This window comes from Spirosoma montaniterrae (assembly GCF_001988955.1).
Classification (GTDB): Bacteria; Bacteroidota; Bacteroidia; order Cytophagales; family Spirosomataceae; genus Spirosoma; species Spirosoma montaniterrae.
In genome coordinates, this window is sequence record NZ_CP014263.1 from 2744689 (window position 1) to 2759856 (window position 15168).

15 protein-coding genes are annotated in these 15168 nt (G+C 54.8%); 8 read left to right on the forward strand and 7 right to left on the reverse strand.

Annotation, left to right across the window (positions count from 1 at the left end):
• Positions 1 to 27: 27 nt before the first annotated feature.
• Entirely contained in the window at positions 28 to 1188 is a 1161-nt protein-coding gene (locus AWR27_RS11925) for a CaiB/BaiF CoA transferase family protein (RefSeq protein WP_077131380.1), read from the reverse strand.
• A gap of 52 nt (positions 1189 to 1240) precedes the next feature.
• Between AWR27_RS11925 and AWR27_RS11930 the strand changes: the two genes are divergently transcribed.
• Both AWR27_RS11930 and AWR27_RS11935 read left to right on the forward strand, forming a co-directional pair.
• The gene (locus AWR27_RS11930; protein WP_077131381.1) at positions 1241 to 1825 is read left to right on the forward strand and encodes an RNA polymerase sigma factor; all 585 of its coding nucleotides are present in this window, start codon (positions 1241 to 1243) and stop codon (positions 1823 to 1825) included.
• Positions 1822 to 2220 (forward strand): hypothetical protein, encoded by a 399-nt coding sequence (locus tag AWR27_RS11935; protein WP_077131382.1) that lies wholly within the window; start codon positions 1822 to 1824, stop codon positions 2218 to 2220. The genes AWR27_RS11930 and AWR27_RS11935 overlap by 4 nt, the downstream gene beginning before the upstream one ends.
• Here the strand turns inward: AWR27_RS11935 and AWR27_RS11940 are convergent.
• From AWR27_RS11940 to rbsK, 3 genes are read right to left on the reverse strand one after another with little or no spacing between them, the layout of a single operon-like run.
• The gene (locus tag AWR27_RS11940) at positions 2217 to 3224 is read right to left on the reverse strand and encodes a nucleoside hydrolase (RefSeq protein WP_077131383.1); all 1008 of its coding nucleotides are present in this window, start codon (positions 3222 to 3224) and stop codon (positions 2217 to 2219) included. The genes AWR27_RS11935 and AWR27_RS11940 overlap by 4 nt on opposite strands.
• Before the next feature lie 54 nt (positions 3225 to 3278).
• Entirely contained in the window at positions 3279 to 4289 is a 1011-nt protein-coding gene (locus AWR27_RS11945; protein WP_077131384.1) for a multidrug DMT transporter permease, read from the reverse strand.
• A 13-nt stretch (positions 4290 to 4302) separates the two neighbouring features.
• Entirely contained in the window at positions 4303 to 5241 is a 939-nt protein-coding gene (gene rbsK / locus AWR27_RS11950) for a ribokinase (RefSeq protein ID WP_077131385.1), read from the reverse strand.
• A gap of 42 nt (positions 5242 to 5283) precedes the next feature.
• On the opposite strand from rbsK, the gene AWR27_RS11955 reads away from it, so the two are divergent.
• On the forward strand, positions 5284 to 5631 hold the full coding sequence (locus AWR27_RS11955) for a hypothetical protein (RefSeq protein WP_077131386.1): 348 nt from the start codon (positions 5284 to 5286) through the stop codon (positions 5629 to 5631).
• Here AWR27_RS11955 and AWR27_RS11960 read toward each other — a convergent pair.
• Positions 5622 to 6809, reverse strand: coding sequence for an acyl-CoA dehydrogenase family protein (locus tag AWR27_RS11960; RefSeq protein ID WP_232326045.1), 1188 nt, complete (start codon positions 6807 to 6809; stop codon positions 5622 to 5624). The genes AWR27_RS11955 and AWR27_RS11960 overlap by 10 nt on opposite strands.
• A gap of 203 nt (positions 6810 to 7012) precedes the next feature.
• Between AWR27_RS11960 and AWR27_RS11965 the strand changes: the two genes are divergently transcribed.
• The 4 genes from AWR27_RS11965 (at position 7013) to AWR27_RS11980 (ending at position 11785) form a co-directional block, all read left to right on the forward strand.
• A complete protein-coding gene (locus AWR27_RS11965) occupies positions 7013 to 7660 on the forward strand; it encodes a porin family protein (protein WP_232326046.1) in 648 nt (215 codons plus the stop codon).
• 173 nt (positions 7661 to 7833) lie between these two features.
• Positions 7834 to 10857, forward strand: coding sequence for a glycoside hydrolase family 3 N-terminal domain-containing protein (locus tag AWR27_RS11970; protein ID WP_077131389.1), 3024 nt, complete (start codon positions 7834 to 7836; stop codon positions 10855 to 10857).
• The gene (locus AWR27_RS11975) at positions 10854 to 11309 is read left to right on the forward strand and encodes a DinB family protein (RefSeq protein ID WP_077131390.1); all 456 of its coding nucleotides are present in this window, start codon (positions 10854 to 10856) and stop codon (positions 11307 to 11309) included. The genes AWR27_RS11970 and AWR27_RS11975 overlap by 4 nt, the downstream gene beginning before the upstream one ends.
• A 38-nt stretch (positions 11310 to 11347) precedes the next feature.
• Positions 11348 to 11785 (forward strand): copper resistance protein NlpE, encoded by a 438-nt coding sequence (locus AWR27_RS11980; RefSeq protein ID WP_077133948.1) that lies wholly within the window; start codon positions 11348 to 11350, stop codon positions 11783 to 11785.
• Between the two features lie 117 nt (positions 11786 to 11902).
• On the opposite strand, the gene AWR27_RS11985 is transcribed toward AWR27_RS11980, so the two are convergent.
• Positions 11903 to 13252, reverse strand: coding sequence for a sensor histidine kinase (locus AWR27_RS11985; RefSeq protein WP_077131391.1), 1350 nt, complete (start codon positions 13250 to 13252; stop codon positions 11903 to 11905).
• 5 nt (positions 13253 to 13257) lie between these two features.
• Positions 13258 to 14202, reverse strand: coding sequence for an acyl-ACP desaturase (locus tag AWR27_RS11990; protein WP_077133949.1), 945 nt, complete (start codon positions 14200 to 14202; stop codon positions 13258 to 13260).
• A 198-nt stretch (positions 14203 to 14400) separates the two neighbouring features.
• Between AWR27_RS11990 and AWR27_RS11995 the strand changes: the two genes are divergently transcribed.
• Positions 14401 to 15135: a lysophospholipid acyltransferase family protein gene (locus tag AWR27_RS11995; RefSeq protein ID WP_077131392.1), complete on the forward strand. Its 735-nt coding sequence runs from the start codon at positions 14401 to 14403 to the stop codon at positions 15133 to 15135.
• Positions 15136 to 15168: the final 33 nt, after the last annotated feature.

Consider the following 15168-nt stretch of genomic DNA (forward strand, 5'->3'; position numbering starts at 1 on the left):
GATAGACGCGCTAAGTTTAGTACCAGATCATTTTCCGAGCGAGTGACCCAGCACCCCGGAGGTATCTTCGCCGGGTTTTGGCGCGGGCCAGGCCGGTTGGGCGGGGGTAGTTGAAAACTTCAGCGGTACGCCGATACTCTGAAATGGCCCCGCTACGGGGTGCTGTTGCGTCACGACCATCTGCCGGGCCGACAGATGCGGGTCGGTTTCCAGATCGGCCAGTTCATTGACGGGCGTAATGAGCATGTCGCTTTCCAGACCGAATCGAACCCAGTCAGCGCGGTCTTTTTCTACGAATAATTCCTGAATTATCGCTTTGAACGCAGCCAGTTGCGCCGGGTTTTGCGGTAGAATAAAGCCTAACCAGTCGGGTTTGTCGACGAGGGTGCAAAACTTTTGCCAGAACTTCGGTTCGAGCGTACCGAGGGCTACGTATTTTCCGTCGCGGCACTGGTAAATGCCGTAATTGGGCAGGCCACCCGCCAATGGCATCTGCCCGCGCTCGGTAGGTAGTCCGCCCGCATAGGTCGCATAAGCTACCGAAAGTAAAGGCATTACGGCATCGGTCATCGACACGTCAACGTGCTGCCCTTCGCCAGTGCGTTCGCGGGCGTAGAGAGCCGCCAGCGTACCCATCACGCAACCGTAAGAGCCACCTGCAATATCGGCTACCTGAACGCCGGGGATTACGGGAGCATCGGTTGGGTCGGTACCAGTCAGGCCCAGCACGCCCGCCAGTGCAATGTAGTTGAGGTCATGCCCGGCCAGATGCGCGTAGGGGCCGGTTTGGCCGTAGCCCGTTACGGATACGTAGATAATGCGCGGATTCACGGCGCGAGCGGCAGCATAGCCAATGCCCAGCCGGTCGAGATGGCCGGGCCGGAACTGTTCTACCACCACGTCGGCGGTTTTAACCAATTCAAGAAACTGCGTTTGGCCGTCGGGCGTTTGGTAATCTAAAAAAATGCTTCGTTTCGAGCGGTTATAAGCCATATAATTAGCCGATTCGCCGTTGATATAGGGCGGAAACGCGCGAACGTAATCGGGGGCATTTGGCAGTTCGATCTTGATTACGTCGGCACCCATATCGGCCATGAGCATCGTGCCGAGCGGGCCGGGCAGCAAACGCGTCAAATCCAGGATGCGAAGGCCCAGAAGCGGGCCGGTGGTGGGGTTTCGGACAGGCATGTATGGAATTTTGTTAGTCAATGCATCTATTCAACAAGCAGCGCGGCATTCAATGTTTTTAAAACGTTTTCGTAAACCCCGTCCAACCACCGACGCCGAGTTTGTAGCGACGTACCGCACTACGGGCGACGTGGCCGTATTGGGCGAGTTATACGAACGGCACATGGAATTGGTATATGCCGTGTGTTTCAACTACCTGCGCGACGAAGACGAAGCCAAAGACGCCGTAATGCACTTGTTTGAGCAGTTAGTGACCGACCTGCGCCGTCACGACGTGCAGCAGTTTCAGTCATGGCTGCACACCGTGGCACGAAATTACTGTTTAATGCAGCTTCGCAAACGACAGTCGCAGCCCGTGATAACCTCGCTGTTGCCCAATGAATTGGATGAAGACACTGAGGAAGACCACTCGCTGATCGATTTTAGTGAATCTGATCACGAAGAAGACCTCTCGCGCATGGAAGCCTGCCTTCAAACATTGCCAGCCGAACAGCGTATTTGCCTGACATTGTTCTATTTGGAACAGAAAAGTTATGCCGACGTGGCCCAGCAAACGGGCTATGGCCTGAAGCAGGTAAAAAGCCACTTGCAAAATGGGCGAAGAATGTTGAAACTTTGTATGCAAAAACAGCCATGAACGACCACCTGACTTTCGATGACCTGCGGGCTTATCAGGCCGGACGACTCAGCGGACCGGCACGGCACCGCGTGGAGCGGCTGTTGCTCGAAGACCCATTCTACGCCGACGCACTGTCGGGTCTGGAAGCCATGCAGCAGGCGGCCACGCCAACATCGGAGCAACTGGCCGATCTGCGTAATGCACTCAAGGATCGTATTCACGCGTCGGCCACCAAAAAACGGCTGTGGCCGCTCTGGATCGCTACCACCACAGCCGCTATTCTGTTTATGCTGGCAATGGCAATTTACTTTATCTTTTTCGCTCCCAAGCAGCCACCTCAGCCCTTAAAACCTGCCCGCCCGGCAACCACGCAGTCGACGCATCAGGTTTCTATGGATCAATTCCGGGGTTAACGCCGAACGGGTTGGTGCAGCATCAGTTGATCGATAACAGCCTGTACCTGAGCAGCCGGCATTTTCTCAACCAGGTAAGCATGGCCCCGGCCCGCAGGGTCCCAGCCGTTGCTGCCATCAGCTTTAGGGATAATCCGCCCTTCGACTATCGAGTAATAGGGTTCATAGCCTTTGATAGCCACCAGCACGGCGGTCTGATCCCAGCTCATGCGGCCATTTTTATCGTTTTTGTCCATTGGAATCGACCGGGCAAATACATCTTTACCCGGCGAGTTCTGGTAGCTGCTGGCTACTAAGGGCAGGCCCGTGAAAATGCGCGAACCAATCTCAAATCCACTGAAAAGAATAGGTGTCGGCCAGTTTTTGAATACGTAAACGGAAGCCAGCGCGTCTTTCTCGACATTGAACTCGCGATGCTTGCCCATATCGGGGCCAAAGTTGGCAGCCATGCTTACTACTTGTTTCACCTTCCTGCGCACCAGTGCAGCACCATCGAGCGAAGAATACCGGTCGGGTTTCGATTCGAGCAGGTTCGCCATATTGGTAAAAAACCCGACCGTCACAATGGTCATGCTATTGTCGGGTTGGTCGGCCAGCAGCCTGCGGTACAGTACGGTAGCATCCTCGGCTTGCTGGTTGGTCTTCAGGTCGTGCGGGTAGCGGGCTACCAGCAGCGAATCCCAGCCCTGCGACGCCTGCAACTCGACAGCCCGGCCCCGCACTACGCCAACGGGCAGATTGGGTCGCCCAAAATAGGTATTCATCACATCGAGCGTGGGGCCGATGTACTTCGAGCTATTCGAGGCTACCGTAGCCAGGATACGTACCTGCCCCGAATCGGCCAGGGCGTGCAGCAGTGTAATGGCCCCTACGTCGTCGTAGTCGGGGCCGATGTCGGTATCAAAAATGAGGTTGACGGGTGCTTTGCGGGTCTGTCCCAAAAGCGTGGTGGTGTGTAGACAGCAAAAAACAAGCGGGAGAATCAGCAATTGTCGGATTTTCATGATGAAATAAGGGAGTGGGTTTTCGGGCTACCAACCCATGAACTGTGGTTTATCTTACCGGGCGGCAATAATCAGGCCCAGGCCAATGACGTAGCAAAGCAGCATGGCGTTAAGTAGGGTCGACGTACCACGCGGGGCACCCCGAAACTCGCGCCAGATGTAGATACCCCATAGCGCGGCTACCACCGTGGCCCCCTGCCCCAGCCCATAGCTGATGGCCGGACCAGCCTTTTCAGACGCCAGAATGCTGAGTGACATACCCAGCATCCAGACAAAGCCCCCCAGCAACCCCATGCCGTGGTCGCGCAGGCTACCCCGAAAGTAGGCCCGGTAGCTGGTTGGTTCGCCTACGAAAGGCCGGTAAATCAGGTACGTGTTGAACAGCAGGTTGCTCAACAGAATCCCCAGCGCAAAAAAGACGAGAGCCGTATAAGGCGTAAGTTTACCCACTTCGGGCTGGGCAAAATCAGTGGTCATTGAGGCTGCCACGTACTTGTAGAAAAAGCCCATCAGTACCCCAGCCACTACGCTCAATACCAGCCCTTTGGTCGATACGCCGGAGCGACCCCCGGCAGCGGTGGCCCCGGCCAGTTTGCGGTAAGCACCGGCATTGAACAGCACAGCCCCCATCACCAGCGCGACCCCGCCAAACAGCAAGCCCGCGTTGCCCACCGGGGCATCGAGGTAGTTAACGACCACGCCGATTACCAACGCCAGGCCGATGCCCACCGGGAAGGCCACTGACATCCCTGCAATGGCAATAGCTGCTCCCAGCAGAATATTGGCCGCGTTGAACAGCACCCCGCCCCAGATGGCTAATCCCAGATTCGCTGTGTTGGCCTGCCCAAGATCGGCCAGAAACGAGCGACCGTCGGCACCGGTGCTACCCAGCGTAAAGGCCAGCAGCAGGGCCGTGAGCACAATGCCCAGCACATAATCGACATAGAACAGTTCGAACCGCCAGTTGGCCTGAGCCAGTTTCTGAGTGTTGGCCCACGACCCCCAGCAGAGCATCGTGATCAGGCAGCAAAACACGGCAGTGCCGTAGGTAGAAACGATAAACACAACCAGTTGTGAGTTAAAGAGTTAAGGGCAGCTCATTCAGTTCTTTTCGGTAAGGTAGCGAGGCTTGTGCTCCCATGCGTGTCACGGAAATGGCAGCCGCCCGGCAGGCAAACGCCACCGCATCGGGCAGGGGGCTGGCTTCGGCCAGTGCCACCACCAACGCGCCGTTGAAACAATCACCAGCGGCTGTGGTGTCGAGGGCCGTTACGGGTGCGGCTGCAATAAGCTGGCCTTCAGTCGCATCGGCTTCGAGCAGATACGCACCTTTACTACCCAGCGTGATCACCACATTGGCGACCCCGGCCTGTTGCAGGTACGTGGCGGCCCGATGCGCCGAAGCCATATCCGTGACGCGCATACCGGTGAGCAATTCAGCCTCCGATTCGTTGGGGGTAATCATAAATAGCTGGGCCAACAGGTCGGCAGGCAACAATTGCGCCGGGGCCGGGTTGAGCACTACGCGCAGTCCACGCTCACGACCCGCCCGAACGGCAGCTTCGACCGTTGGCAGTGGCGATTCTAATTGCAGCAGCAGGAGACTACCGGCGGGGGCCTGCTCCAGTGCATCGAGCACCTCGGCGGGCCGAAGCTGATGGTTGGCACCGGGAGCTACGGCAATGCAGTTTTCGCCTTTGGCATCAACGTTGATGAGCGCGACGCCGGAGGGATGCTGCGGGTCGGTCAGCACGTGGGTACTGTCGATGCCTTCCTGCCGAAACTGCTCCACAGCCTGATGACCAAACACGTCGTTGCCCACCTTCGCCACGAACCGGATGGCCGGGCTTCCGGGTTCCGACAGGCGGGCCGCTGCCACAGCCTGATTGGCACCTTTCCCACCCGGATTCATCAAAAACAGGTCGCCCATGACCGTTTCGCCGGGGGCAGGTAATTTGTGTGCTTTCACTACCATATCGGTATTAGAGCTACCGACCACAAAAACAGACATTGCCATAGTAGATAATCGCCGAACGACGAACTGTTTTAATGCGGATATGTGCAAACATTTGCTCAGGTTCACCCTGTCATTACGCAAATAAAGGAAACAGGGCACAACAACTACCTCGTTTTTGAAACCCTGCCTCTCGGCGTCCTTTCCTTTTCTTTCACGTATCCCGCCATTATCGAAAGTAACGCTGCTCAGCATACGGTTTTTATGCAGGCAACCGTATTCAAGCTAATCCACATCGACATGCTTTTTACGCTGAAGCCAGACAACGATTTCACAATTGTCAGCGAAGAAATACGCTTCAGATCAGCATTGCCAGTGCAAATTATTTTAGAACGCGTTTTCAGAAAGCAACACGAAAAGCTATTCGAAAACATTGAGCTATTTTACTCATAAACAGGCTTATACGCTACAGCGTCGACTACGATTTTGGCGATGATTTCGCGCATGATTTCGGAGGAGCCGCCCGCAATGGTGCCTACGCGGGCGTCGCGGTAGGCGCGGGCAATGGGGTAATCTTCGATGTAGCCGTAGCCGCCGAAAAATTGCAGACAGGTATCTACCACGCGCTTTTGCATTTCTGACGTTGCCAGTTTCGCCATCGAGCATTCTTTCACCACCACTTCGCCCTGCGTGAAGAGCCAGCAAGTGTGATAGACAAACTGCCGGGCCATTTCGATTTCAGTGGCAACGTCGGCAATTTTGTGGCGAATGGCCTGAAACTTACCAATTTTCTTGCCGAAAGCTTCGCGCTCGTTGAGGTATTGCAGCGTCCAGTCGAGGGCGAGTTGCGCACCCGATACGGCCATTACGGCAGCTACCAACCGTTCGAGTTGCAGGCTCTCCATGAGGTAATAAAAACCCATATTTTCCTGCCCAATCAGGTTTTCGACCGGCACCCGCACGTCGTCGAAGCGGATTTCAGCCGTATCGGACGAGTGCCAGCCTATTTTGTTGAGTTTTGTGCGCGTGATGCCGGGGCTGTCTAAATCGACCACCACAAGGCTGATGCCATTCATGCCAGCCTCTGCTTTTGTCTTCACTACGAGCGTTACGAAATCGCCGTAGGTGCCGTTGCTGATAAAGGTTTTTGCGCCGTTAATAATAAACTCATCGCCCGTGTCGGTGCGGAGCGCGGTAGTCCGGATAGCCGACACGTCGGAACCGGCGTCGGGTTCGGTAATGGCGAGGGCGGCCACTTTTTCGCCCGCAATGGCCGGGCGCAAGTACTTCTCTTTCAGCAGGTTGCTACCTGTTTTAAAGATATGATTCACGGCCATGTACTCATGTACGCTGACGGCGGTAGTAAAGCCACCCATGCCGCAGCGGGCCAGTTCTTCCAGAAAAACGACCGAGTACCAGAAATCGGCTCCGGTGCCGCCAACGGCTTCGGGAAAAGGCAAGCCGAGGTAGCCCAACTCGCCCATGCGCTGAAAAATAGAAACTGGAATTCGCCGATTGGCCTCCCACTCTTCCGTATGCGGCACCACCTCTTTTTGAATAAACTGCCGGACGCTCTGCCGAAACAATTCATGTTCGTCCGTAAAGTACAAGGAGGGCCTGTTCATAGTCATAGTTTGTTATCAAAATTACCTAAAGACAATTACATCAAAAAATAAATCTATTTCATTGCTAACAAAGCTCATGCTATTACCTAAAAGTTAGTTACCGAAGTAAAACATTTCAGAGCGGCACAGCGTTAACCGGGCAAATCATTCTATCTTAACAGTCTATGTTCCGTACAATTTCACTACGTGTTTTAACGCTCTCAACGTTTTTGTTCACAGTCTCAGTATCAGCCGCTTCGGCACAGCAACGCTTCAGCGCGGGGCCACGTTTGGGCCTGAATTTGTCTAACTACTGGGGTAACTCCGATGGCATGAGCATGAAACCCGGTCTGGCTGCTGGTGTTGGCTTAATGTATAGTTCGCTAAATCATTTTGGTCTCGGAGTCGATGTGCTGTACTCGCAGCGGGGAGCGCGTTATCGGGGTAATAATCTGGAATTTACGCAGCGCGTCAATTACCTCGAAATTCCAGTGGTAGCGAAATATTTCCTGACGCTCAACGGCAATTTCCGGCCTAACGTATACATTGGCCCCTCGCTCGGCGTCCGGCTCAATGCCAAACGCGTCAACGGCGAATACCTGCAAGGCTCCGGCCCGGTTATCAACGGCGATAACAACAATGATTTCAACAGCTTGGACCTCGGTGCTACGGGCGGTTTCCAACTCAACTGGCGCGGTGCAGGTGAGCGGCAGCGGTTTCTGATCGATGCCCGCTATACGCTCGGTCTGAGCGAAGTGCAGGCGGGTTTGCCTAACCTATGGGGTCGGCGCAACTCGCTGCAAAACTCAACCATCACGCTCACGCTGGGCTACAGTTTCGGTGTTGGTCCTGAATACCGCAGCCGCTATCGGCGGTAGTTTTTTTAAGGGGAACACGAGAAGTAACCCCACCCCAACCCCTCCCCGTTAGGGAGGGGCTTCTAAAGAAGCTTACGAGAGTAAGCCCCTCCCTAACGGGGAGGGGTTGGGATGGGGTTTAATCCCCGGCTCTTCGTACTTTTGGGCTTTTAATGACCCAAAACCGTTTGCCCATGACCACCCGCCGGTCTCTGCCGATTCTATTACTCTTTGTTTTACTTGCCACACGCGCATTCTCGCAGGCTGTTACGCCCCAATTCCTGCAACTGACCGAAGCCAAAAACCGCTGGGCCGACTCGGTCTTTACCAGCCTCACGCCCGACGAGCGCATTGCCCAGCTCATCATGGTGGCGGCCTACAGTAACCGCAAACCGGTTTACGAAGATTCGCTCGTTACGCTTGTCAGGACAAACAAACTGGGCGGAGTGGTGTTTTTTCAGGGTGGCCCTATCCGGCAGGCTAAACTGACCAATCGGCTGCAAGCCCTTTCGGCAGTGCCACTGCTCGTGGCAATGGATGCCGAATGGGGCATTGCCATGCGGCTCGACAGCACCGTGCGCTACCCCTACCAGATGACGCTCGGTGCCATGCCCACAGGTAGCGATTCGCTCATCTACCAGATGGGGGCCAACCTCGCCCGGCAGTCGCGTCGGCTCGGTATGCATGTCAATTTTGCGCCCTCCGTCGATGTCAACAATAACCCCAACAACCCGGTTATCAACTTCCGCTCGTTTGGCGAAGATAAGTACGCGGTGGCCCGTAAAGCCCTGGCTTATCTGCGTGGTATGCAGGACAACCTGCTGTTAACCAGCATCAAACATTTTCCCGGACACGGCGATACGGGCACCGATTCGCACTACGACCTGCCGCTGATTGCCAAAAGCCGCGCCCAACTCGACTCGCTCGAACTGTATCCGTTTCGACAGCTTATCAATGCCGGGGCGGCAGGCGTTATGGTAGCCCACCTGAACATTCCAGCCCTCGACACCACCCGCAACCGCCCCTCTACCCTATCGCCCAATATCGTTACCAACTTACTGAAAAACGAACTCGGCTTTCAGGGGCTTGTCTTCTCCGACGCCATGAACATGAAAGGCGTGACAAAGTATTTCCCGTCGGGGCAGGCCGACCGGATGGGCATTGAAGCGGGTATGGACGTACTCGAATTTACCGAAGACATTCCGGCAGCACTGGCGCAAATCAAACAGGCTGTTGTGGATGGGCGCATCTCGCAGGAGTCGATTGATGAACGCTGCCGGAAGGTGCTGCGGGCTAAAGCATGGGTTGGGCTGGATCAGTACAAACCCGTTGTGCTCGACAATTTAGTGCGCGATCTGAATCCGGTGCAGGACGAACTGCTGAATCGCCGAATGGCCGAAGCAAGCCTGACCGTACTCAAAAACGAAGCCAATCTGCTACCCCTGCAACGGCTCGACACACTACGGATTGCGTCGGTATCCGTTGAAAGCGAGAGCATTACGGCTTTTCAGAAAATGGCCGCCAACTACACGCAGGTCGATCATTTTAATATCAGTTCCAAAACGCCCGACTCTACGCTGGCGCAGGTGCACGAATCGCTCAAAAATTATAATCTGCTGCTGGTCGACGTACACCTGAACAACATCAGGCCGGGTGCCCGCTACGGATTGCAAGCCAAAACCGCTGGTTTGGTGAGTGAACTGGTGGCGACAGGCAAAGCCGTTGTGACGGTATTTGGCAATGCTTACGTACTGGACAAACTCACCTTCCCCGCCGACACGGCCCAGCTAAACTACAGCATCGAACGGGCGCGGGCCATTGTGCTGCCCTATCAGTTAACCAACTACACCGAAGAGCTATCGGCCCAGTTGATTTTCGGAGCCATTGGCGCACAGGGCAAACTGCCCGTTACGGTAAATCAGCGGTTTCGGACGGGCGACGGTATTATGCTGCAACCCATCGGACGGATGAAATACACTATCCCCGAAGAAGTGGGCATCGACGGGCAGTTCCTGACCCGGCAGGTCGATTCGTTAGTGAATGTAGGGCTTAGTCAGCGGGCGTTTCCGGGCTGTGTGGTGCAGATGGCGAAGGACGGTAAAGTGATTTTCCGTAAAGCCTACGGCACACATGTCTATGATGCGTCGTTAGGTGTTGAACCAAAACCCGTACAACCCGACGACCTGTTCGACATGGCCTCGGTCACGAAAGTCAGCACCTCCACGCCCGCGCTGATGCGGTTGGTCGACGAAGGCAAGTTCAACCTCGACGGCACCATGGACGATTACCTGCCGTTCCTGAAAAAATCGAACAAAGCCAACCTCCGCTGGCGCGACGTGCTGACGCATCAGGCCGGCCTGAAAGCCTGGATTCCGTTCTGGCGCGACGCGCTCACGGGCGAAGCCGGGCAACCGGGCGTAACCTGGAAGCCCCGAACCTTCCGCGCCAAACGCTCGAAACGCTATTCGATAGAAGTGACCGACAGCCTCTTCCTGAACCGGAAATACGTAAAAACCATCTACAAAGCCATCAAGGAATCGCCCGTTAGTGATAAGAAGGAGTACGTTTATTCCGACCTGTCGTTTATTTTGTATCCGCAGGTCGTGAAAAACCTGACAGGCGAGGAGTTTGAAGGTTATCTGAAAACCAACTTTTACGGTCCGCTCGGTGCTGCTACGCTCACCTACAACCCGCGTCGGTTTTACAGCCTGAGTCGGATTGTGCCAACTGAATATGATTCGCTGTTCCGCAAAACGCTCATTTGGGGTCGTGTTCATGACGAAGGCGCGGCCATGCTAAACGGACTGTCGGGACACGCCGGGCTGTTCGGCACAGCCAACGATCTGATGAAATTGGTGGAGATGTACCGGCAGCGCGGGCAGTATGCCGGGCAGCGGTTTATTTCCGAAAAAACCATCGGCGAGTTTACGCGCTACCAGTTCAGGGAGTTGGGCAACCGGCGCGGGCTGGGCTTTGAGAAGCCATCGTTCACCTACAGCGGCAACGCGCCACGGTCGGCAACACCCGCCAGTTTCGGGCATTCGGGCTTTACGGGCACGTTCACGTGGGTCGATCCTGATCCGGCATATAACCTGACGTATGTCTTTCTAAGCAATCGCGTCTACCCCACCCGAAACAACAACCGCATCAGTCAGTTAAATACACGAACCAATGTAGGTGAAGCTCTGTATCAGGCTATTAAGCGCGGTATTCAATGAAAAACTACCTTCTGCATTTGCTCGATTACGAACTGTGGGCCAATCAGCGCGTGATTATGGCCTTGGAAACGCTCGATAATCCTCCGGCGCGGGCCGTGGCCGTGATGGGTCATATTCTGGCGGCTCAACAGGTTTGGTTCGGGCGGGTGCTGCATGAAACCACGTTCGTGTCGATTTGGGAAGATACACCCGTGAGCTGGATGGAAGAAACCGCCCAACGGCAGCACCGCCGAATTACCAGCTACGTGACGAGCCTACCGGAAACTAATCTGCTCGAACCCATCGATTACATGAGTTCCAAAGGCGAACCGTATAAAAGTACGTTGCTCGATATTCTGACGCACATGAGCCACCACGCGGCTTATCACCGGGGGCAGGTGGTGCAACTCATCCGGCCTATGCTGCCCGAAGCTCCCGTTACCGACTTTATTGTTTGGACGCGGGACGTTTGATGCCCGCTTTGCAAGCTGACTATAACCGACTCGTTTATATGAAAACGCTTATTATCACCCTCTGTACTGCGGTTCTGCTCTGGAACTGCCAGTCGAAAACCGAGACAAAAGAACAGACTGCTGTTGTTGAGCGGGATACGCTCGTTGATGGCAGCACTTCACGCACCGCTCTCGATTATGCGGGTACGTATAAAGGTACGCTTCCCTGCGCCGATTGCGAAGGCATTGAAACCGAAGTGCAGCTAACCGAAAACGGGGAGTTTGTAAAAAAAACCAAATACCTCGGCAAAGGCGATGGCAAGGTTTCTGAAAGCAAAGGAAAATTTGAGTGGAAGCCTGACGGAAACACCATTACGTTAACCGGTGTTGACATGCCAAACCAGTACGCCGTTGGCGAGAACACGCTGACGCATTTAGATATGGAAGGCAAAAAAATTACGGGCGAAAACGCCGACAAATACGTACTGCGGAAATAATGCCAATTTGACGTTGCATTGGCACATATCATCCGACGTAGAGACGCAACCCTTTGCGTCTCATTTCGCGCCAGCTATACTACCTGATTCTATTTCATACAAGTATCTCCAAAAACGTCAGAAAATCAGCCGAAATGTGCTGCCTTTACCCGGCGTCGACTCGGCGGTGAGTTGGCCCCCGTGAAGCTGCATAATCTGCCGCGACAGGCTTAGGCCGATGCCTGAGCCTGTCTTTTTAGTGGTATAAAACGGGATAAAAATCTGCTCCAACGCTTCGGGTTCGATGCCAGGCCCATTGTCTGATACCTCAATTACCACTTGCGCTCCGTGTAGAACTGCACTGAGTCGAATGCCGGGGTCGGGCGTGTTTTCGAGGCTTTCAACGGCATTCTTCAACAGATTCAGCACCACCATTTCAATCTGCCCGGCATCGGCCCGGATAGTCAGATTGGGCGACATGGTTTGTAGACTGACGCGGGCTTTTTGCAAATCGGGCTGAACCAACTGCACGACGCGCTGTAATAAATGCTCTGCCGAAACGTCGGCGAAAACGGGTTGCGGAATAGTCGTAAAGTGTCGGTAAGCGTCTACAAATCGCATCACGCCTTCGCCCCGCTGTTCAATAGTTTGGAGCGCGTCGCGCAGATCGGCCACGGCCTCACCAGCCTGTTGGGGCAAAGCCTCGGATTGTTTCGATAACGGCACCAGATCGGTTTCTACAATGTCGCGCATGGTGCCTGCCAATGACACGATGGGCGTAATGGAGTTCATGATCTCGTGGCGCAGCACTTTGGTCAGGTTCTGCCAGGCTTCGAGTTCGCGCTGTTGCAGTTCGGTACGGATATTTTGCAGCGATGCCACCGTAACGAGCCGCCCGCGTAACCGCACCGCCACACACCGCACCGACAGTTCGCCGTTTGTGCCGGTCTGATATGATACGGGCGTGGCCCGGCCCGACGAAGCCCGCAGCAACTGCGCCAGATCGGGATGCGTATTGGCAAGATCGCTTAGCGTGCGAAGCCGGTAGATGCCTAACAGCCGCAGAGCCGACTGATTGACTAATTCGACCTGCCCGGCACCGTCGAACGTCAGCAAGCCAACGCTGACATGCTGTACAATCGTGTTGACGTAATGCAGATTGGCTTCTTTCTCGGCCCGCGCCTGCCGAAACGCATCGAGAACTTCATTGAACTGCTCGTTCAGATTCTGAAACGAAGGGCCAAGATTACTATCGGAGCGAAACGCCACGGCAAAATCAGCGTAGCGCACCGACTCCAGAAAGCGGGTTAGCTTACGATTCAGGCCGGTTACGTATTGGTAGAGGTTAACGGATAACGAGCTATGAACAATGAGTAATGGCAAGAGCCACAACAGGTTAACCGAACGCATATAGAGCAGCACCATCGCGCCGGTCAGCACAACGATACCGGCAATGCGCCAGCCAATGCCGAGGGCAAAGCGGTCCATACGGCTTAGTCGATCCAGCTAAACTGGTATTCCAGCGTGGGAATGCGCGTGCGGTCGGCTACCCGGCGCAGGCGGTCGGGCAGAGCCATCAGGTAGTCGCGGGCGCGTTGGGCCTTGTCGTTCAGGTCGGTAACGGCGGCAATGTTCCACTCCTGAATGAGCGAGTCGGCAATATCGATGTAATCGTGGGTGGTATAGACGCCGAGCCGCTGAGCCGCGTCGGAAAAATGGCTGAACGTCTGTCCCATTTTTACGCCCGTTTCGCGCAGAAAATGAGCAGGCATCACAATCTTCTTCCGCATCATGTCTTCGAATGCCAGCATCATCTCCGACGGGTCGACGTCAAAAATCTGCTTTACGAATGCCTTATACGCTTTGGCATGACGCATTTCGTCGGACGCGATAACGCCACAAATTTTCGACAGTTGTGTGCAGCCCATTTGCTTGGCAAGCGTAGCCGTTCGGCGGTGCGAGACGTTGGTAGCCAACTCCTGAAACGACGTATAGACAAAATTACGGTAGGGATCGCGGCCCGTGCCGATGTCGAAGCCGTCGGCAATGAGGTACTGCGTCGACACTTCCATCGCCCGCATGTTCACCCGGCCTGATAAGTACAAAAACTTGTTGAGTAAATCGCCGTGGCGGTTTTCTTCGGCGGTCCAGCCGCGAATCCAGCGGCTCCAGCCATCGGCCTCGCCCTGATTAACGCCTTCCATGTCCATCAGCCACGATTCGTAGGTAGGCAGGGCCTCTTCGGTAATGGTATCGCCGATAAGCACGGCCACATAGTCGTAGGTCAGTTCGCGGGCGGCTTCGCGCAGTTGCCGAACCTCGTCCAGGAAATTCTCCTGCGTGGAATCGGGCAGCAAATCAGCCGGTTGCCAGTTGGTTTCGATAGGTTTCAGAAACTCGGCCAGCGATGTATTTATTTGTTCGCCCACAAAGCGCATCACTTCAAGGCGAGAACCAGTCAGCGTTATCATGTAACAAGAAACCGTTTTGAATAAGCACGGTAATTCCCGCAAGGTACGGCTTAATTGAAAAGCAATCTGCATTCTATTCTTAATTTCTGTACCGGCGCAAAACCAGAACCCGTATTTTTGCCCAAATCAATGATTCTTACTCATCTACGTGCTTCTCACCGCTCAATGAAACGCCTGCTCGACTACATACTTAGTTCTGTCTATATTCTGTATTTCTGGTTTCTGCTGGGCTTTTTTCACGTATTGCAGGTCGTTAGTTTTCACCTGTTTGGTCGCCCGGTTCAGAAAAAAATGGCCGACCTTATGAACGCCAGCATTGCTTACGGCTGGCTGCTGACGGGTAGCCGATTTACGTTTCATAACGTGCAGCACCTGCCCACCAACCGACCACTGATTTTCGTAGCCAACCACCAGAGCATGTTCGACATTTCGCCAATTGCGTGGTTTCTGCGTCGGCATACGCCCATCTTCGTTTCTAAAATCGAACTGGCTCACGGCCTGCCAAGCGTGTCGTATAACTTGCGAAAAAGTCAGGCCGCGCTTATCGACCGCAACAACCCCAAACAGGCCATTTCCGAAATTGGGCGGCTCGGCAAGCACATTCAGGAACACAATTACTCGGCGGTGATTTTCCCCGAAGGAACCCGCTCGGCATTGGGGCCGATGCGCCCGTTTGCGGCTGCTGGCGTGGCCGTTCTGCTCAAACGCGCTCCGTCGGCACTGGTAGTACCCATTGCTATTTCGGGTACGGGGCGGTTTAATCCCAAAGGCATGTTTCCGCTGCGGTCGTTCTCGCGTATGGCCTGGACCGTGCTGCCCGGCATCGAACCGGCGGGCCAAACGCCTGAAGCCGTTGTGCAACAGGCGCAGGAAGCCATTGCCATAGCATCAGGCAAGTGAAAAGGTGTGACAATTTGGCGATGAGTTAGTATA